This is a genomic window from Rhizobium sp. UFLA01-1127 (genome assembly GCF_059803845.1).
The window spans coordinates 1-19,570 of sequence record NZ_JAUQTZ010000119.1; the positions used below are offsets into that span (position 1 = coordinate 1).

The 19,570-nt window shown below is 61.4% G+C and carries 16 protein-coding genes; 10 read left to right on the plus strand and 6 right to left on the minus strand.

All coding sequences use genetic code 11. The features are described 5' to 3' along the window. Window positions 1-186: 186 nt before the first annotated feature. Entirely contained in the window at window positions 187-396 is a 210-nt protein-coding gene (locus Q4Q11_RS24110; protein WP_112502596.1) for a SlyX family protein, read from the minus strand. A 233-nt stretch (window positions 397-629) separates the two neighbouring features. On the opposite strand from Q4Q11_RS24110, the gene Q4Q11_RS24115 reads away from it, so the two are divergent. Genes Q4Q11_RS24115 through Q4Q11_RS24135 form a run of 5 tightly spaced genes read left to right on the plus strand, consistent with a single transcriptional unit; the run spans window position 630 to window position 5,670 of the window. Continuing rightward, window positions 630-1,463: a metallophosphoesterase family protein gene (locus Q4Q11_RS24115; protein ID WP_498571056.1), complete on the plus strand. Its 834-nt coding sequence runs from the start codon at window positions 630-632 to the stop codon at window positions 1,461-1,463. Continuing rightward, window positions 1,460-2,623, plus strand: coding sequence for an ABC transporter ATP-binding protein (locus tag Q4Q11_RS24120; RefSeq protein ID WP_498571057.1), 1,164 nt, complete (start codon window positions 1,460-1,462; stop codon window positions 2,621-2,623). The genes Q4Q11_RS24115 and Q4Q11_RS24120 overlap by 4 nt, the downstream gene beginning before the upstream one ends. Continuing rightward, window positions 2,616-3,539: a carbohydrate ABC transporter permease gene (locus tag Q4Q11_RS24125; protein WP_498571058.1), complete on the plus strand. Its 924-nt coding sequence runs from the start codon at window positions 2,616-2,618 to the stop codon at window positions 3,537-3,539. The genes Q4Q11_RS24120 and Q4Q11_RS24125 overlap by 8 nt, the downstream gene beginning before the upstream one ends. Further along, window positions 3,536-4,372: a carbohydrate ABC transporter permease gene (locus tag Q4Q11_RS24130; RefSeq protein ID WP_498571059.1), complete on the plus strand. Its 837-nt coding sequence runs from the start codon at window positions 3,536-3,538 to the stop codon at window positions 4,370-4,372. The genes Q4Q11_RS24125 and Q4Q11_RS24130 overlap by 4 nt, the downstream gene beginning before the upstream one ends. Before the next feature lie 32 nt (window positions 4,373-4,404). After that, window positions 4,405-5,670 (plus strand): ABC transporter substrate-binding protein, encoded by a 1,266-nt coding sequence (locus Q4Q11_RS24135; RefSeq protein ID WP_112502585.1) that lies wholly within the window; start codon window positions 4,405-4,407, stop codon window positions 5,668-5,670. Between the two features lie 70 nt (window positions 5,671-5,740). Here the strand turns inward: Q4Q11_RS24135 and Q4Q11_RS24140 are convergent, their stop codons facing one another. Continuing rightward, complete coding sequence (locus tag Q4Q11_RS24140) at window positions 5,741-6,724, minus strand: substrate-binding domain-containing protein (RefSeq protein ID WP_112503753.1); 984 nt, start codon at window positions 6,722-6,724, stop codon at window positions 5,741-5,743. Window positions 6,725-6,978: 254 nt separating this feature from the next. Here Q4Q11_RS24140 and Q4Q11_RS24145 point away from each other — a divergent pair, with 254 nt between their 5' ends. After that, entirely contained in the window at window positions 6,979-7,899 is a 921-nt protein-coding gene (locus Q4Q11_RS24145; RefSeq protein WP_498571060.1) for a 3-hydroxyacyl-CoA dehydrogenase, read from the plus strand. A 194-nt stretch (window positions 7,900-8,093) separates the two neighbouring features. Here Q4Q11_RS24145 and Q4Q11_RS24150 read toward each other — a convergent pair whose 3' ends face one another. Then, window positions 8,094-9,680, minus strand: coding sequence for an aldehyde dehydrogenase (NADP(+)) (locus Q4Q11_RS24150; RefSeq protein WP_498571061.1), 1,587 nt, complete (start codon window positions 9,678-9,680; stop codon window positions 8,094-8,096). A 225-nt stretch (window positions 9,681-9,905) separates the two neighbouring features. Between Q4Q11_RS24150 and Q4Q11_RS24155 the strand changes: the two genes are divergently transcribed. Then, the gene (locus tag Q4Q11_RS24155) at window positions 9,906-11,420 is read left to right on the plus strand and encodes a mechanosensitive ion channel family protein (RefSeq protein WP_498571062.1); all 1,515 of its coding nucleotides are present in this window, start codon (window positions 9,906-9,908) and stop codon (window positions 11,418-11,420) included. A 170-nt stretch (window positions 11,421-11,590) separates the two neighbouring features. Here the strand turns inward: Q4Q11_RS24155 and Q4Q11_RS24160 are convergent, their stop codons facing one another. The 3 genes from Q4Q11_RS24160 to Q4Q11_RS24170 all read right to left on the minus strand — a co-directional run bounded on the left by Q4Q11_RS24160 (window position 11,591) and on the right by Q4Q11_RS24170 (window position 14,562). Beyond that, on the minus strand, window positions 11,591-13,123 hold the full coding sequence (locus Q4Q11_RS24160; protein WP_498571063.1) for a S10 family peptidase: 1,533 nt from the start codon (window positions 13,121-13,123) through the stop codon (window positions 11,591-11,593). A gap of 126 nt (window positions 13,124-13,249) precedes the next feature. Then, entirely contained in the window at window positions 13,250-14,062 is an 813-nt protein-coding gene (locus tag Q4Q11_RS24165) for a cysteine hydrolase family protein (RefSeq protein WP_498571064.1), read from the minus strand. A gap of 20 nt (window positions 14,063-14,082) precedes the next feature. Next, window positions 14,083-14,562, minus strand: coding sequence for a MarR family winged helix-turn-helix transcriptional regulator (locus Q4Q11_RS24170; RefSeq protein ID WP_498571065.1), 480 nt, complete (start codon window positions 14,560-14,562; stop codon window positions 14,083-14,085). Here Q4Q11_RS24170 and Q4Q11_RS24175 point away from each other — a divergent pair. The 3 genes from Q4Q11_RS24175 (at window position 14,506) to Q4Q11_RS24185 (ending at window position 19,276) form a co-directional block, all read left to right on the plus strand. After that, a complete protein-coding gene (locus tag Q4Q11_RS24175; protein WP_498571066.1) occupies window positions 14,506-15,501 on the plus strand; it encodes a haloalkane dehalogenase in 996 nt (331 codons plus the stop codon). The two genes, Q4Q11_RS24170 and Q4Q11_RS24175, sit on opposite strands and share 57 nt — an antisense overlap. Before the next feature lie 142 nt (window positions 15,502-15,643). Beyond that, window positions 15,644-16,534: an amino acid ABC transporter substrate-binding protein gene (locus Q4Q11_RS24180; protein WP_498571067.1), complete on the plus strand. Its 891-nt coding sequence runs from the start codon at window positions 15,644-15,646 to the stop codon at window positions 16,532-16,534. Window positions 16,535-16,714: 180 nt separating this feature from the next. Continuing rightward, window positions 16,715-19,276, plus strand: coding sequence for a GcvT family protein (locus Q4Q11_RS24185; protein ID WP_498571068.1), 2,562 nt, complete (start codon window positions 16,715-16,717; stop codon window positions 19,274-19,276). Window positions 19,277-19,570 lie beyond the last annotated feature (294 nt).

Genomic DNA, 19,570 nt, shown 5'->3' on the forward strand with positions numbered 1-19,570 from the left:
GACTGTCCCTCGATCATCACCTGCATTTCAGTGATCCGTTCTATCGGTGGAGGGGGCCCCTTTCATGCCACCTCCTCTCGACCGTCATTCTAAACGCTTCGGTCAGAAGGAGATACGGAAAGGCAAGGCTCAATGTTACGCACGGCCGCGTGTAACACCGAAACGTGAACGAAATGACGGCTTTGTTCAGTAATGGGGCGGCTTGGTGATGGCAGGCGCGTCGAGCGACTGCTCCTCCAGCGTCAGAAACCGCTCGGTCAGCCGGCCGAGCTTTTGCCTGGTCTGCTCGACCACCTTCCATTGCTCGGCAATCTGGTCGGAAAGCTCCTCGATCGTCTTCGCCTGATGGGCGACCGTTTCCTCGAGTTTGGTGATGCGGCTTCGTTCGTCTGACATGTCTGACCCCTTTCGTAACGATCTATAGCAGCGCAGCCACCTCGTATAGTGCTTCCATTCGGCATGACACGGACGCAGCCTCGTTTGACGGCGATGTGACAAAACTGAAAAACAGCTGAAAAGACCTGTTACCTGACTGACATGGGCGCCTTCTAAAGAGAGCGCATAGACGCGCCCATTTGAAGGCAATCCCTTCCGCAGGCGCACCATTCTGAAGACTTCGGAGAAGCGCCGTGAAGATCATCCAGATCACCGACACCCATTTGAGCCCCAACAAGCCGCATTTCAACGGCAACTGGGAGCCGCTCGCGAAATGGATCGAGGCAAGCGGCGCCGATCTCGTCGTTCATACCGGCGATCTCAGCGTCGATGGCGCCGACAAGGACGAAGATCTCCTATTTTCCATGGATCTGATGCGGCAGGTTTCGGTGCCGATGCTCATCGTGCCCGGCAACCACGATGTCGGTCACCTGCCCGGATCCTATCAGCCGGTCAACCCCGAGCGGCTGGAGCGCTGGCGCCGCCTCGTCGGCCCGGACTACTGGGCAAAGGACGTCGGCAACTGGCGGCTGATCGGCCTCAACAGCCTGCTGATGGGCTTCGAGGATGCCGAAGAGCAGAAGCAGTTCGACTGGCTTCAGGACATGCTCGAAAGCCGCGGCGACCGCCGTGTTGCCCTCTTTGCCCACAAGCCGCTCTTCGTCGATGCGCCGGACGAAGGCGATACCGGCTATTGGAGTGTGCGTCCCTCGCAGCGCCGCCGCCTCTACGACCTGATAGCGGCCCACGACGTCGCCCTCTTCGGCAGCGGCCACCTGCACTGGACCTGGGAAGGCCGCTTCAACGATACGAACCTGGTTTGGGCGCCGCCCGGCGCCTTCATCCTCGACAAGATGGAACGCGAAATGCCGGGCGAACGCCTGATCGGCGCGGCGATCCACGAGCTTGGCGAGACGGTCTCGACCGAACTCGTCGCCGTGCCGGGCATGACCGCCTACTTCCTCGATGACGTCGTCATGGAAGTCTATCCGCAAGCCGCCCCCAAGACAAAGGAACCGACCGAATGAGCGCGCTCTCGCTTCGCGGCATTGCCAAATCCTTCGGCGGCAACGCCATCCTCAAGGGCGTCGATCTCGAGGTGCAGCCCGGTGAGTTCATTGCGCTTGTCGGCCCGTCCGGCTGCGGCAAGAGCACGCTGCTGCGTATCCTCGCAGGACTCGACCATGCCGACCGCGGCGAGATCGTCCTCGGCGGCAGCGACGTATCAGGCGTTGCCGCGGCCGATCGTAACATCGCCATGGTCTTCCAGTCCTATGCGCTCTATCCGCATCTGACGGCCTCGGAAAACATTGCCGTGCCGCTCGCCATGCGCCGCCTGTCGCGCGCGCAGCGCTTGCCCTTTATCGGCTCCCTGATCCCCGGCCAGCGCGCCGCCCGCACGGGCATCATCCGCGATGTCCGCGAAATGGCTGTTTCGCTGAAGATCGACCATTTGCTCGACCGCAAGCCCGGCCAGATGTCCGGCGGCCAGCGGCAGCGCGTGGCGCTCGCCCGCGCCATGGTACGGCGTCCCGCCGTCTTCCTGATGGACGAGCCGCTTTCCAATCTTGATGCCAACCTGCGCGTCCACGCCCGCGGCGAGATCGTCGACCTGCACCGCCGCGCCGGGGTGCCCACGGTCTACGTCACGCACGATCAGGCCGAAGCGCTGTCGATGGCGGATCGCGTCGCCGTCATGATCGGCGGCCAATTGCTGCAGCTCGCTTCGCCCCAGACGATCTATGACGATCCGGCCCATGTCGAAGTGGCCCGCTTCGTCGGCCAGCCGCGCATCAACCTTTTGCCGGCACTAGCCGAAAACGGCATCGTCGCCTTCGGCGGCATCCGGCTCGCGCTGGAAGACGGCAGCTCCACCGGCAGCAACGTCACGCTCGGCATCCGTCCGGAATTCGTGACCCTCGCGCAGAACCGGCAGGATGCGCTCGCAGCCCATATCGAGCGCATGGAATTCCTGGGCTCCGAAGTCATCCTCTACGCCAAGCTCGACGCCATCGGCGAGACCATGGTCGTCAAGCTCGCTCCGGCAGAAGTCGCAGGCTTGTCCGCGGGCATGCCCGTTGCACTGACGCTCGCGGCCGAACAGGCGATGGTCTTCGCCGAAGACGGCCGCCGCCTGCGCGCGAGCCCGATGACCGTCGATGCGACGCGGGAGAAGGCGCATGGCTAGCATTGCCGCCACATCCTTGCCGATCCAATCGGCGGCGGCCCACGAACGCAGCGAAGCCCGCACGGCTCTGCTTTTCGCCCTGCCCGCCATCGTCCTGATCGTGCTTTTCATCCTGGTGCCGATCATCGCCGTCGTCGTGCTCGGCTTCACGGATTTCCAGCTCGGTGACAAGAGCCTGCGCTTCGTCGCCTTCGAAAACTACGCACATCTGCTGCGCGACCGCGCCTTCATGAAATCGCTCTGGAACACGGCAACCTATACCGCCATCGTCGCGCCCGTCTCGATCGTGCTCGGCCTCGGCGTCGCGCTGCTGATCGAGAGCGAAGGCATCGGCCGCAGCTTCTTCCGCACGGCCTATTTCCTGCCTGTCGCCTCGCTGATCGTCGCGATGGCGACCGTCTGGCAATATCTCTTCCATCCGACGATCGGCCCGATCAACGCCCTCCTCGGCGAGATCGGCGTGCGCGGCCCGAACTGGCTCGGCTCGTCGGCGACGGCGCTCTACAGCCTGTCGATCATCGGCGTCTGGCAATCCGTCGGCTTCAACATGGTGCTGTTCCTGGCCGGCCTGACCGCCATTCCGCGAGAACTCTATGCCGCTGCTGAAGTGGATGGTGCAAAGTCGTCATTCGACCGTTTCTGGCTCGTCACCTGGCCGATGCTCGGGCCGACGACGCTCTTCGTGACCACCATCAGCATCATCAATGCGGTGAAAGTGTTCGACACCGTAAAGGCCCTGACCGATGGCGGCCCGAACCATGCTTCGGAAGTCCTACTCTTCAGCATCTACCAGGAAGGCTTCGTCTATCTGCGGGTCGGCTACGCCTCGGCAATGACCACGGTCTTCCTCGCCATCCTCGTGGTGCTGACCTTCCTGCAATATCGCGTTCAAGACCGGCAGGTGCATTACACATGACCTCGATAGGCTTCACTCCCGGCCGCATCCTGCGCCTCGCTTTGCTGATCCTGGGCTCGCTCATCTTCCTCGCGCCCTACCTCTTCATGATCTCGACCGCCGGCAAGGCTCAGGACGATATCTTCACCTCGGCCTTGAAGCTGATCCCGACGCATTTCTTCTACCTCGAGAACATCGCCAAGGCGCTCAGCAAGGTTGACATGGGCACGCTGCTCTTCAACGGCGTCCTGGTCTGCGGCCTGATCTTCTTCTTCCAGGTGCTGATCGCCATCCCCTGCGCCTATGCCATGGCCAAGCTGAAATTTCCCGCGGCGCGCATGATGATGGTGCTGGTCATGCTCGGCCTGCTGATCCCGATCCATGCGACGGCGCTGCCGCTCTATGTCGGCTTCAACAGCCTGTCGCTCCTGAACAGCTATACGGCTCTCGTCGCACCCTTCTCGATCTCGGTTTTCGCGATCTTCATGTTCCTGCAGTTCTTCCGTTCCATGCCCGACGATCTGATCCATGCCGCGCGTCTCGACGGCATGTCGGAACTCGGCATCGTCGCCCGCGTCATCGTGCCGAATGCCTGGCCTGCAGTCACCGCCTTCGCGATCTTCTCGGTCGTCGCGCACTGGAACGACCTCTACTGGCCGCTGATCGTCATTACCAAGCAGGAATATTTCACGCCGCCGCTGGGCCTCATGTATTTCCGCGCCGCCGAAGCCGGCGACGACTACGGCGCGCTCATGGCGGCAACCCTGATCATCACCATTCCCCTCGTCGCAGCATTCCTTCTCGCACAGAAGCGTTTCGTCGAGGGCATCACCATGACCGGTCTCAAAGGCTGACTGGTTCGAAATTCGAAAACGGAGAACGAGCGATGAAGCATATCACCCAGATTCTCGCCGCCGCGGCCATTTCCATGGTCGTTACGGTCCCGGCTTACGCCGAAACCACCCTGACGGTTCACTATCCCATGCCCGGCTTCTTCAAGAACGTGATGGACACGATCTCGAAGAAGTTCATGGAAGAAAACCCCGACATCAAGATCCAGTTCGCCGCTCCTTCGGCCACCTATGAGGAAGGCATTCAGACCATCCTGCGCCAGGCCGGCACCAGCGAAATGCCCGATGTCACCTTCATCGGCCTCAACCGCCTGCGCATGATGGACGAGCGCAACGTCGCCGTCGATCTCGGCCCCCTCGTCAAGAAAGAGGGCAACATGGCCGACCAGGGCTTCTCGGATACGATCCTGAAGCTCGCCCAGGTCAAGGGCAAGCAGGTCGGCCTCGCTTTTGCGACCTCGAACCCGATCATGTACTACAATGCCGATCTGGTGAAGGCCGCCGGCGGTAATCCGGACAACCCGCCGAAGACCTGGGACGAGGTCATCGCGCTCGCCGGCAAGATCAAGGCGCTCGGCAACGGCGTCGACGGCATGGACTTCCGCTGGCAGGGCGACGACTGGATGTTCTCCGCCCTCCTCTTCGGCGCCGGCGGCAAGATGCTGAGCGACGATGAAAGCAAGGTCGCCTTCAACGGTCCCGAGGGCCAGAAGGCCGTCGAGATGATCCAGCGCTTCGTCAAGGAAGGCGGCATGCCGGTCTTCACCAAGGCTGCAGGCGAACAGGCCTTCGCTGCCGGCAAGGTCGGCTTCGAATTCCAGACGACCGGCGCGCTCGTCAACACCATCAAGAATGTCGGCACCAAGTTCGACCTGCGCACCGCCAAGATCCCGCTGATCGACCCGGTCAACGGCCGTCTTCCCACGGGCGGCAACGCCGTCGTCATCCTGACCCATGATCCGGTCAAGGAAGAAGCCGCCTGGAAGTTTGCCAAGTTCGCCGCCGGCCCCTATGGCGCCTCCGTCGTCGTTCCCGGCACCGGCTATGTTCCGAACAACGAACTGGCAGCCAAGTCGGCCCAGTATCTCGGCGACTTCTACAAGAAGAACCCGCTCTTCCAGGCCGGCTTGAGCCAGATGCCGGTCATGATCCCCTGGTACGCCTTCCCGGGCGCTAACGGCGTCAAGGTCACGCAGACCATCGTCGACAACCTCTCGCGCATCGTTGATGGCTCGGCCGCACCGAAGGAAGCGCTTGACGACGCCGCTTCCGACGTCGGAGGCATGCTGCCGCGCAGCTGATCGACGGTTCACTCGTGAAATATTGCGCCGCCTCTCATCAAGAGGCGGCGTTTCCATTCGCAGACTGGCGTCAGGATTGCCGGGTGAGATTGCGCACCGTGCCACCCGCACGCATCCGATAAGGCACGGTCAGATGACGCGGCGGCGCGGCATTTTCCGCCATGTCGAGCAGCAGCGAGGCCGCTGCCGCTCCCATCGTCCCATCCGGAATTTCCACGGTCGTCAGGGGAACCTCCCCCAGAAAGCCGAGAGAAATCCCATCAAAACCCGCGACCGAAATATCGCGCGGGATCGAAAGGCCCTGGCGCCGAAGTGCGCCCATGACACCGAGCGCCAGAAGATCGTTGGAAGCGATGATCGCGGTCGGGCCGAACCGCGAAACCGCATCTGAAAGATCGAGCTGTTCGAGGCTGTTCACGAAGGAAATTTCGAGTGCATCGAGAGGCTGTTGCCCCGCCGCTTCCATGGCCCTGATATAACCGAGATAGCGCAGCTTCGCCCGATCCGATGCCGAAAAATGGCCCGATATGAACAGGATGCGGCGGTGCCCCCTGCACAGCAGATGATCGGTCAGATCCCGGCCCGCGCCGAAATTGTCGGTCGCGACTGCGGCGGTGAAGCGGCTGGTCGGCAGGTTGCCGAGCAATACGGTCGGCGGCAGGGCGGATGGCAGAACCAGGCTTCGTTCGGGATCGCAGAGCGTCAGGATAAGACCGGTCGGCTGCTGCTGCAGGAGAGAGGCGACGGCATCGGCCTCCTGCGCCGGATCGTAGTTCGACTGCGCGATCAGCACGCTATGCCCGGCATGAAGGGCTCGGTTCTGAATGCTGGAAAGGGAAGCTGCGAAAACCGGATTGGTGATGCTCGGAATGAGAACGCCGATTGCCGGCCGGCCGTTGCCGGTGCGCCCACCCGCCCGGTAGCCAAGTTCCGCCGCCGCCCGGCGCACGCGCCGCACCATCTCGTCGCTGACCGGACCGGTGCGATTCATGACCCGGCTGGCGGTCGCAACCGAACAACCCGCACGAAAGGCAATCTGCTGGAGCGTCGACATGATATCAAGCACCTCCGGCTTCGGATTTTCAGTCCATATTGATAGAGCCCCTAAGAATTACGGGGATTTATATCAGATCGATGACAGTTATTTGACGCCGCTCGCCGCTCCCGCGACATCGCCACCCTTGATCTTTGCTGCAGCGCAACAGATGTTCAGTATGATCTCAGTGGCGAATGATGCTGTCATCAACCGATGCCATGATTGCCGTGCTGTGATCCGCAGATCCGCTCCCTCCTCGAAAGGATGCTCTCATGTCAGAAGCAGAAGCACGGACGCCTGCCACCACTACCGACAAGATTGAAAGACTGTTTTTCCTCGATATCAACGACGGACGAATCCTCTCCTCCGCCATCGACGGCACCGATCTCAAGCTCATCGTCCAGCGGCAAGGCCGCAGCCCCGACGGCATTCTCGTCGACAGCGAGAACGGCTGGATCTACTGGACGGAGATGGGCAACGACTACAACGCCCATGACGGCTCCATCGAGCGGATGGACCTCGACGGCGGCAACCACATCACGCTGGTTCCGCCGGGCAGCACGCTGGTCACGCCGAAGCAGATCCAGCTCGATCGCGACAACGGCAAGCTCTACTGGTGCGACCGCGAAGGTATGCGCGTCATGCGCGCCAATATCGACGGCAGCGACATCGAAACCCTCGTCCAGAACGGCGATAGCCCCGAAGACAGCGCCGATATCGAGCGCTGGTGCGTCGGCATCGCGCTCGACCTGCCGCTCGGCCAGATCTATTGGACCCAGAAGGGACCGCCGGATGCCGGCCTCGGCCGCATCTTCCGCGCCAGCATCAATATCCCGGAAGGAGAAACCGCAACAAGCCGCAGCGACATCGAAACTCTGCTCGACAAGCTGCCGGAACCGATCGATCTCGAGCTGGATCTTGCCACCCGTACGATTTATTGGACCGATCGCGGCAATCTTCCGCATGGCAATACCGTCAACCGCGCGGAGATGGACGATATCGCGACGACGTCCGAAGTCGTCCTCGAAGGTCTGGACGAAGGTATCGGCCTCTCGCTCGATCTTCCGAACAACCGCATGTTCTTCACCGACATCGGCGGCAATCTCTATTCCGCAAGCCTCGACGGTTCAGGCGAGCGCGAACTGCTGCACCATGCCGGCTCCTTTACGGGGATTGTTTACGCGGAGGTTTGAGGTTTCCAATTGACTTTAAGTCGTGGAATTGCCCCTCACCCTAGCCCTCTCCCCGCACGCGGGGCGAGGGAATGACCTCTGTTCTCTCGCATGAGAAGGCGGGTGGAAGGAAGGCTGCGGGTGCGTCTATCCCCTTCTCCCCGTCAAAACGGGGAGAAGGTGGCCGACAGGCCGGATGAGGGGCTCCTCAGTGATCAGTTACCCTTGCGCACGCCATCCAGCAGATGCGGCAGCCCCTTGACGCCCTCATCCCGCAGCTCCGCCGGCAGCAGACCTTCCGGGAGATCCTGATAGGAAACCGGACGCAGGAAGCGGCGGATGGCAAGCGTGCCGACCGAGGTGGTGCGGCTGTCCGAGGTCGCTGGGAAAGGTCCGCCATGCACCATGGCGTGGCTGACCTCGACGCCGGTCGGCCAGCCATTGGCGAGGATGCGCCCGGCCTTTCGTTCCAGCACCGACACCAGCTTGGCGGCCGTCGCATAGTCATCTGCTTCGATCTGCAGCGTCGCGGTCAGCTGGCCCTCGAGCTTTTCCGCAACGGCAATCATCTGGTCGATATCCTTGCAGCGTACGAGAAGGCTTGCCGCGCCGAAGACTTCGTGGCCCAGACGCTCGTCGGCCAGGAATTCCTCCGCCTCTGTCTCGAAGAAGATGCCAGGGCTCCGGTTGACGCCTTCGGCCGGCGCGCCGTGAGCGACGGTCTTCACCGCCTCATGTTCCGCCAATGCCGCAACGCCCTTGTCGAAGGCCGCGTGAATGCCTGGTGTCAGCATCGGCGCCGGCGCGCGGCCGGTCAGGGCGTTGCTGGCAGCCTGGACGAAGCGGTCGAGATCCGGGCTTTCGATTGCGAAAAGCAGGCCCGGATTGGTGCAGAACTGGCCGGCACCGAGCGTCAGGGAATCGATAAAGCCCGTGCCGATCGCCTCGGCCCGTGCTGCGAGTGCTGCCGGGAACAGGAAAACGGGGTTGACGCTGCTCATCTCGGCATAGACCGGGATAGGCTCAGGCCGGGCCGCGGCAATGGCGCCAAGTGCCATGCCGCCGCCGCGCGAGCCGGTGAAGCCGACGGCCTTGATGCGGGGATCACGCACCAGCGCAGCACCGGTTTCGTTCGCGCCGGTCAGCAGCGAAAAAGTACCTTCCGGCAGGCCGCAAGCGACCACGGCGGCGCGGATGGCGCGGCCGACAAGCTCGCCCGTACCCGGATGGGCGAGATGCCCCTTGACGACGACCGGGCAGCCGGCGGCAAGTGCCGAAGCCGTATCACCGCCGGCAACCGAGAAGGCGAGCGGGAAATTGCTGGCGCCGAAAACGGCGACCGGGCCGAGCGGGATCTGGCGCAGGCGCAGGTCGGACCGCGGCAGCGGCTTGCGCTCCGGCAAGGCAGGATCGACGCGCAGATCGAGCCACTCGCCCGAGCGGACCACCTGGGCAAACAGCCGCAGCTGGCTGACGGTGCGGGCGCGTTCGCCCTGCAGGCGTGCCGCCGGCAAGCCGGTCTCTTCCATCGCGCGTTCGATCAGCGCTTCGCCAATCTCCATGATGTTGTCGGCAATCTTTTCAAGGAATGCCGCGCGCTGCTCGGGGCCTGTCGCCCGATAGGTATCGAACGCCTGAGCGGCCAATTCACAGGCCCTGGCCACATCGGCCTCGCCGGCAATCGCAAAAGCCGGCTCCAGATTTGCGTTGGTCGCCGGGTTGACGGCGCGCGCGGTTCTGTTTCCGCCTGTGGAATCTGAGCCGATCAGCAGATCGCCGCGAATCTCGAAAGACTGTGTCATGGGTATTCCTTGATGATGTCGGAGCGCGAAGCTCTGCGCTCTCTAAGGCAAATAGCAGGATGGGATGACAGATATAAGATGATAATCGTCATCTAATTATCAAGGTACACGCCCTGAGATCAAGGCGTCAGCGCCAATTAGTCATACTTTATCTGCATATGGCGCTGCGGCCACTTTCGTGCCAATTTAGCCGCCATCCGAAAGACCGAGTGCGGCCAAGCCCCTATGTCCATTGCACTTCTTGGTGATCCGATCGTCCAGTTCTGCCTTCTGGTCGTCGTCGGCACGTTCGTCAGCCGCGTCATGCTGCGTCATCGGCGCGCAGGCCGCCTGATCGGGCAGATGATCTTCTTCGTCTGCCTGACCGTGCTCTTGCTCTATCACGGCATCGTTCCCTATGAGCCAAGCCCGCCGCAGGACTCGGTGACGCTGCGCACCTTTACGGGCTTTGCCAAGATCGTCTGGTGGGTCAACGGCGCCTGGATGCTGATTGCCTTCGTGCGGCTGTTCCTGATCTTCGAACGCAAGCCGCGCGAGGGCCGGCTGCTGCAGGATCTGATCGTCGGCATTATCTATCTCGGCGCCATTCTTTCCATCGTCGGCGATGTTTTCAGTGTTCCGATCGGCACGCTGATCGCGACATCGGGCGTCTTCGCCATCATTCTCGGTCTCGCCTTGCAGAGCACCTTGAGCGATGTCTTTTCCGGCATCGCACTCAATCTTGGCCGCCCCTATTCCGTTGGCGACTGGATCGTCCTCGAAAATGACATTCAGGGCCGCGTCGTCGAAACCAATTGGCGCGCCACGCAACTGCTGAGCGGCACCAACGATCTGGTGGTTATTCCAAACAGCATTCTTGCCAAGACGCGGCTGACCAATCTTTCCTCGCCCGATGAGAGCCATGGCGCCACCGTCACCGTTCGGATTCAGCCGACCGCTCTGCCGCGCATCATCGCGGATGTGATGCAGAACGTGTTGATCAGCTGCAATTCGATCCAGAAGAACCCTGAACCCAGCGTCGCGATCAATTCCATCGATGGGCAGGCAATCGAACTGCAGCTGTCTTTTCGCGTGCGCGATATGTCGCTGACACAAGCCGCAAAGAACGAGATCTATGATCTGCTATTTCGCCACACCAAGGCGGCAGGTTTGAAATTTGCCGATCCCCCCGGCACGATCATGTTTCCGATGGAGCGAAAGACGGATGCGCCCGATGATAAGCAACACGCCCCCGGAACCCCATGGCGGCTTGTCAGCAATATCCCGCTGTTTTCTTCGCTGACCGAAGATGAAAAGGAACATCTGGCATCGCATATGCAGCGCCGGACCTATCGCAAGGATGCCGTCATCGCCGAACAGGATGCCCGCATGCGGGCGCTCACGATCGTCCGCTCGGGCGTGGTCAGCATCACCCGCCGCGAAGGGCATCGTCAGATCGAGCTGACGCGCCTTGCGCCGGGGGATTATTTCGGTGAGAACGGGCTGCTAATGGGATCGGGCGAAGTCGGGACCGTCCGCGCCCTCACCTTCGTCGTCACCTACGAGATCGGCGAGGAATGTCTGGCGCCGCTGCTGCACGACCGGCCGACGCTTGCCGAAGAACTCGGCGCTATCCTGGCAAAACGCATAGAGGCGGAGCAGCATCTGTTCGCCAATGCCGATATGCTCGTCCATGGCGCCCACGTGAGCTCGCTAAGCTCTCGCATCAAGCATCTCTTTCAGCTGCAACAGCACGATTAGAGTATTTCCGCTTTTCTTCGAATCGCGAAAAACGCTCTTTGCTTTCATTCCGCCGCAGGGCGCGAAATGCCCGGCATCATCGCCGCGCCGGAGCTTGAAAGCATCAAGCCCAATATGAGACGACCTTCATCGAGAAGTGCCATTGCCTCCTTTCATCAAGGCCGGCTCCGTCAGTTCGATTGCGCCGCCGGCGCTGCCTTAATTACCTGCCCAGCGTAAAATGCCTTGGCATCCGTCGTGAACTGTTCGCGCGACGCCGGCCGTGTGTAGAACATATGGCCGCCGCGATAGAGCTTCATTGCCATGCGATCGGCAAAGGCCCGCGGCATGTGATCGAGCACATATTTGTTGACGCCGAAGGGAATGACGAGGTCGCTGTATCCCTGCCCTACCATCAGCCGGAAGGATGGCGAGAGCGACAGCAGTTCCTTGAGATCGTCGGTGGCGCCAGCGGTCCCGCGCGAGCCGCCATTGTGCCCACCCCATTTCCACTCCCTGTTCACCGATGCTGACAGCAGCGTATAGGTCATGTCGGTATGGAAGCCCAGCTCATCACGGGCATAGCTCGAGAAGGCGCCGCCATAGGCGCGGACGAACCCATCCAGAACCGGATCGCCGCCATGCTCGGCCTCCGACTGCGGATAGGGATCCGGCGCAAGGAAGGAGGCATCATAGGCGCTCGCCACGTCGGCACCGCCGCCGTCGGAATGCTTGCGATAGACCTCACTGAGAAAACCCTGATTTTTGGCAACGACATCCTCCGGAATGCCGGTCAGCGACGCCACACGGCCATAGAAGGCACGACCGGCATCGCCTGAAGGCGGCGGCCCGGCGAGAGTAGGCAGATATTCGTTGAAGGCGAAAGCCTGGGCATCCTGCACCGCCTTCTCGCTGAATGCATTTTTCCGTTCCAGTTCGGCGGCAGCCAAGGAAGGAAGCTCCAGCGCGGCACCGAGCGCATCCTCGCCGCCGCCGAAGACGAACCGTCCCTCCAGCAGCGGCGAGAGCATGACGATGCCGGAGATCAGGATGCCCTGATCCTCGCGCAGGCTGCTGGCAACCTTGACTGCGCGAAATCCGCCATAGCTCTCGCCGAGAATATATTTCGGCGATGCCGCCCGGCTGTTGTGGGCCACATAAAGGGCGATCGCCTTGGCCAGGCTTTCGGCATCGCCGCTTACGCTATAGAAATCATTCTGATCGTCCGTCTTCGCGGTGCGGCTCCAGCCGGTGCCAATCGGATCGATCAAGACGAGATCGGTGAATTCGAGCCAGCTTTGCGGGTTGTCAACCAGCGTGGCATTGGCGCCGTCGCGCCCGCCCGCGCCGAAATCGACGATGCGCGGACCGACAAGCCCAAGATTGAGGAAGGCTGATGCTGCACCCGGCCCGCCGTTGAACACGAAAGTCAAAGGCCGGTTGGCATCCCGGTTCTTGGCGACATAGGCCGTATAGAAGATGGCGGCGCTGCGCTGACCATCCTGACCGAAGAGATCGAGCGTTCCTGCCGTCGCCGTATAGGGCATGGTCTTGCCGTCGGCATTCAGCACATGATCGCTTACCGCATCGGGCGGCAGAAGCGAGAGCACGCCACCGCCATTGGCAGCTGCCCCATGGCCTTGCTCGGGCGGTGCGGCTCCAGCCGGTGCCGACATCAGCGAAAGAGCCAGCACCAGGCCGGGAACCATCTGGCGAAAAGACATGAAATCGCATCCTCCAAGGGATTATCGCATAGACGTCATTACAGGCGATACTATATCACAGAAGGCGAGTGTCGCCCGAAATCCCTGACACTTTCCGGCATAGCGCTCTATCCAATCGGCGATGGGTTAGAATTTGATCCTGTCGATGCTGGTGAGCGTCGTCTTCTGCGCGACGCCGGGCGCATTGACCATATGCCAGGCTACATATTGCTCGCCGTAGAGCTCGGTGGACGACATGCCATCGACGGGCAGAATTATGCTCATGCCGTTGAGCGCCGCGTCTGTGGCCGTATCGAGCACCGCGCCCTCCGAGGCCGTACCGGTGACGATGACGGTCTTGATGCCCTTGTCCGAGAGAATGCTGCGCAGATTGGTCCCGATGAACTTGTCCGGCCCGGATTTGACGATCGGCTCGCTCGCCAAAGGTGCCAGCGCGGTTGCGATATCCGGCGCCTGACCGGCGCCCGCCAGGCTGAAAACGACAAGCATCTCTTTGGCCCGCGCCTGATCGAGCAGGGTCTTCACTTTGGGAACGGATGCCAGGCAGCGCGGCTTGGTCTTCACGTTGCACGGCCCCTTGCTCGGGTCCTGCGCGCCGTTGAAATCGAGGATCAGCAGCGCCGTCGTCTTCGGATCGATCGTGACAGATTTCAGCGCGGGCGGCGCCGGCGGCTTCACGTTGTGCCACTCGTCGATGATGGTCTGCGCTGCGGCCGACGAGGCCAGCGCAAGGCTGAAGGCCGCTGCAAGAACTGCGAAACTCCCGAAGAAAGCAAAAGCCGCTTTCCGCCTCACACCGCTTATCTCGCTGATGAAGCTCCTCTCCTGCATCGACGTTCCCTTCGGTTGACCGTTGTGCAAAAGAGATAGGCTAGAAACCGTGACGGGGTAACGAAACTCTTCGTGATAACGATGGGCGGCGCGCAGCTGCTTCGCCATGTGCCGGTAAATTCCGCCGCCTATGTCGCCGCCTCGTCTATCGGCACTTCGGCGCTTCCATCGCCACGAAGCTTGCCAAGCACCCTCTGTAAAGCCTGCTTGAGCCCTTCGATCTCCTGCGACCCGGCAATGTCGGACCAGCGCTCGTCCACAAGGCGGCCTGTTGCCGCCGCGATCGGCCGCACGCCTTTTCCACGCTCGGTCAGAAAGACCAGCCTACCACGCCGATCGTTGGGGTCCGGCCGGCGCTCGACATAACCGAGGCGCTCCAGCTCCTCCACCGCTTGCGTCATCGTCTGCTTGCGGACATGGGCAAGGCGGGTGAGTTCGCTCACCTGAATTCCCTCCGGGCGCATGAAGGTGAACACGTTGGCGTGCGGCGGACGGATATCGCCATAGCCGGCCTCTTCAAGCGCGGCTTCGACATCCTGTGTCCAGTGTTGATGCACGAGCCGCAGCAGCAGGCCCAGGGAGAGACGAGTGGGAGCGCAATTTTCCATGGATATAGACAGGCACCTGACTATCGTGATAATAGACAGGTACCTTACCATCTTATTTCTCGAGAGGATACCCACATGCCCTCGCTCGATGTACTGGACTCGACGATCTTCTATGAGGATGCCGGAACGGGAACACCCTTCGTCTTCCTGCATGGCAATCCGACCTCATCCTACCTTTGGCGGCATATCATCCCGGCCATTGCCGTACCTGCCCGCCGTCTGGCCCCCGATCTCATTGGCATGGGCCAGTCCGGCAAGCCCGATATCGCCTATTCATTTGACGACCACGCGCGCTATCTCGACGCCTGGTTCGATAAACTCGCGCTCGATGATGTCGTATTGATCGGCCACGACTGGGGCGGCGCCCTCGCCTTCGACTGGGCGGCCCGGCATCCGGAACGCGTGCGCGGCATTGCCGTCATGGAAACGATCATCAGGCCTTTGACCTGGAACGACATGCCGAATGCGCGCGCCCGCTACGAGCTGCTGCGCTCGCCGGGCACGGGCGAAGCGAAGGTTCTGGACGAGAATTTCTTCATCGAGCAGGCATTGAAAGCCACGATCCTGAATGGTTTGAGCGCCGAGGATCATGCCGTCTATCGCGCCCCCTACGCCACACGCGAAAGCCGCAGGCCGCTGCTTGCCTGGCCGCGCGCCATGCCGATCGAAGGCGAGCCCGCCGAGGTCGCCGCGCGCATCGAAACCTATGACGCCTGGCTTGCCCGCAGCGAAGATATCCCGAAACTGCTGCTGACTTTCGACGGTCCGGCGGAGACGCTACTGGTCGGCGAAGCGATGATCGACTGGTGCCGCGAGAATATTGCCGGATTGGAGATCGAAAACTGCGGGCCGGCAAGGCACATCGCACCGGAAGATCAGCCCGAAGCGATTGCAGCGGCCATCTCCAGCTGGGCCGCGCGTCACACTCTGTCTTGCTGAAAGCCGATCTTCGCGACAAGAAAGGCCCACCATCGCTCGATGGCAGACAATGGGGGATAATCCATCGTTGACAAAAACCGGTCAGGCCATAATCTGCGCCTAAGCCTTTGCGATTGCCCAATTTTCTTTGGAGATCAGGATCATGCCGGCACATTGCATGAGACGACTGGTTCTGGCAGGCATTATCCTCGGCATATCCGCCTGTATGGCCGCCGCCGCGCAGACGCTGGATCTCATCGCCCAGAAAGGCACGATCCGCATCGGCTATATCAGCGATGAAGCCCCCTTCTCCTTCAAGAAGAAAGACGGCAACCCGACGGGGTATGCCATCGACCTTTGCGGCAAGATCGCCGATGCCGTCGGGCACAAAATCACCAACCTCAAGCGCGATTATGTCGAAACCACGCTTGCCGATGGCTTCGACGCGATAAAAGGCGGCCAGATCGATCTTCTCTGCGGCGCCCTGACCATCAATCTCGGCCGGCGCCAAAGCGTCGATTTCTCGCAGCCGATCTTCATCACCGGCGCCAGCGCCCTGCTGCGCAAGGATTCGCCCGATTATCTGGTGGCTTTGTTTCTCGACAAGCGGTTGGCACAGGTTTCCGCCAAGGCGGCGCCCGCGACGAGCACGATCGGCGTTCGTGCCGACACGACAACCGGCGCGACGCTGCGCGAAGCGCTGGGCTCCGACGTGCCGAAGACGCGCATCGCCGATTTCGCCACGCATCAGGACGGCCTGATTGCGCTCGAAAACCACAAGATCGACGCCTATTTCGCCGATCGCGCGCTGCTCTTCGATCTCGCGTCGCATGCCCACAATCCATCCGCGCTCGCCATCGGCAACCGCCTCTTCACGCACGAACCCTACGGGATCGCGGTTCGGCAGGATGACTCAGCCTTTCGCCTGCTGGTCGATCAAACGCTGACGGAGACCTACCAGTCGGATGATTTCGCCAGGCTGCTGACCACCTATTTCGGCCAGGAAGGCCCGATCTTGCGTCGCGAAATCATGATGCAGTCGATCCCGCAATAAGGCACCGAGGAGATGCCGTCGCCTTTGCGACATGGCCATGAGCGGCTGTCGGCCCTGTGTCTCGATGAGAAACGGCCTTACGGTCGTCGTGCAAGCATCTTCAATATGTCGTAGACAGGCTCTGGTCGTCGTCGCACACGTCATAAAATCCGTTCTCAATATCAATCAGGGTCGCACGCAATGGCAGTATTTCCTCAAAAGGCGAAGGTCGTCATCATCGGGCTCGGCGGTATCGTCGGCGCATCGATCGCTCACCATCTGATCGAGCGCGGCTGGGACGATATTGTCGGCATCGACAAATCAGGCATCCCGACGGATATCGGCTCGACTGCCCATGCTTCCGACTTCTGCTACACGACCAGCCATGACTTCCTTTCCTGCTGGACGACACTCTATTCCATCGATTTCTACGACAAGCTCGGCCACTATGCCCGCGTCGGCGGCTTGGAAGTCGCCCGTGTCGGCGATGACGACCGCATGGCGGAAATCAAGCGCAAGGTCACCTCCGGCAAGGCCTTCGGCACGCGCGCCCGCCTGATCGAGCCTGCCGAGATCAAGGAAAAGTTCCCGCTGATCGAGGAAAGCATGGTTCAGGGCGGCATGTGGGATCCGGATGCCGGCCTCGTCATCCCCCGTTCCCAGACCGTTGCCGGCAAGTTGATCGACCAGGCCGAAAAGAGCGGCAAGCTGCAGTCCTTCGCCAATACGCCGGCTCAGTCGCTGATCGTCAAGGACGGCCGCATCACCGGCGTCGTCACCCATCGCGGCACGATCGAAGCCGAATATGTCATCGTCTGCGCCGGCCTCTGGGGCCGCCTGATCGCCGAAATGGTCGGCGAAGACCTGCCGGTCATGCCGGTCGACCACCCGCTGACCTTCTTCGGCCCCTATAATGAATTTGCCAATACCGGCAAGGAAATCGGCTTCCCGCTGATGCGCGATCAGGGCAACTCCGCCTATATGCGCGACACCGGCGATCCGAAGACGGCTGAAGGCGGCCAGATCGAATGGGGTTATTACGAAGAGAAGAACCCGCGCCTCTGCCATCCCCGCGATCTCCTCGAAAAGCATGAGGCTCGCCTCTCGCCTTCGCAGCGCGATCTCGACATGGAGCAGATCATCGAGCCGCTCGAACGCGCCATGGAGCTGACGCCGATCCTCGGCGAACTCGGCTACAATGAAGGCCATTCCTTCAACGGCCTGCTGCAGGTCACGACCGATGGCGGCCCTTCCGTCGGTGAAAGCCAGAAGGTCCGCGGCCTCTGGTATTGCGTCGCAATCTGGGTGAAGGACGGCCCCGGCTTCGGCAAGCTCGTCGCCGACTGGATGACCGATGGCCGCACGCCGATCGACCACAACAGGATCGATTACTCCCGCTTCTACCCGCATATGCTGGAAGAGAAGTTCATCGAAGGCCGCTGCACCGAGGCTGCGCAGAAGATCTACAATCCCGCTGTCCACCCGCGCGAACCCTATGCGACCGGCCGTAACATCCGCCGCTCGCCCTTCTACGAGCGGGAAAAAGAGCTCGGCGGCTATTTCATGGAGCTCGGCGGCTGGGAGCGCGCACATGGCTATGCCGCAAACGAGCACCTGCTCGCGAAATACGGCGATCGCATCCCGGTACGTGAAAGCGAATGGGACAATCGCCATTTCTGGCGCGTCTCCAATGCCGAGCACCTGGCGCTCAGCGAAGATTGCGGCATCATCAACCTCTCGCACTTCGCCATGTACGATATCGAGGGTCCCGACCATGTCGAGCTGCTGGAATGGCTCTGCGCGGCCAAGATCGGTGGCGACGCCAATATCGGCAAAGGCATCTACACCCACTTCCTCGACGACGAGGGCATGGTGCGCGCCGACTTCACGGTGATCCGCATGGCCGACCGCTGCCGCCTGATCGACGGCGCCGATGCCGGTCCGCGCGATTTCCACTATATGCGTCGCGTTGCCGAGGACAAGGGTTTCGACGTCACCATCACCGACGTCACCGAACGCTACGTCACGATCGGCATATGGGGACCGAACGCCCGCACCAACCTGCAGAAGGTGGTCGAGAACCCGGAAAGCCTCACGCACGAAAACTTCCCCTTCGCCGCAATCAAGCAGATCCGCATTGCCGGCAAGAACGTCACCGCGTTCCGCATCTCCTATGTCGGCGAACAGGGCTGGGAATTGCACATGGCCTATGGCGATGCGCTCGCCGTCTGGGATGCGCTGCGCTCGACGGGCGCCATCGCCGTCGGCGTCGAGACCTATGCCAACAGCCGCCGCATGGAAAAGAGCCTGCGGCTGCAGAATGCCGATCTTTTGACGGAATATAATCTGCTCGAAGCCGATCTTGCCCGCCCGAAGGTCAAGGAGGCCGATTTCCGCGGCAAGGCCAAGCATCTGGAATATCGCGCCCGCGAGCATCAGCCGGCCATGCTCTGCACACTCGTCATGACTGACAATATCGATGCGAACGGCGTAGCCCGCTATCCGGTCGGTATCCTGCCGGTCATGGATCCCGAGACCGGCGAAACCCTCGTCGACGAACTCGGCCGCCGCTCCTTCACCACCTCGATCGCCTACGGTCCGACCATAGGCAAGAACATCGCTTTGGCCTACCTCCCCTGGTCCTACGCCCAGGAAGGCCGCAAGCTGAAGGTGGAATATTTCGGCGAGACCTACCCGGTGGAAGTGGCCGGCGTCGGTTACAAGCCGCTTTACGACGCGGAGAACCTGAAGCCGAGAAGCTGATCGGTTCTTTTGTAGGATATTACATGCAACTCACTGCCCGTTTGGTTTTCAAGCGGGCAGTTTTGTATAGTGTCTATACTCGTTCGCAAACGATGCCGCGCATTTGGGAGCGGGATAAATCGGTTGGGGAAGTGTACCCATGAGCACTCAAGTCCCCCTGTGCGACGGCCCTTTGCTGGAGCGATAAAGTGCTGCAAGGATGGCTTGATTTGTTTACAGGCATTGAACCGTTTTCTGGGCTGACGGTTGTGGTTGTGGAGGTGATGGGCGGGGAGGTGTCATCGCGATTGAAGC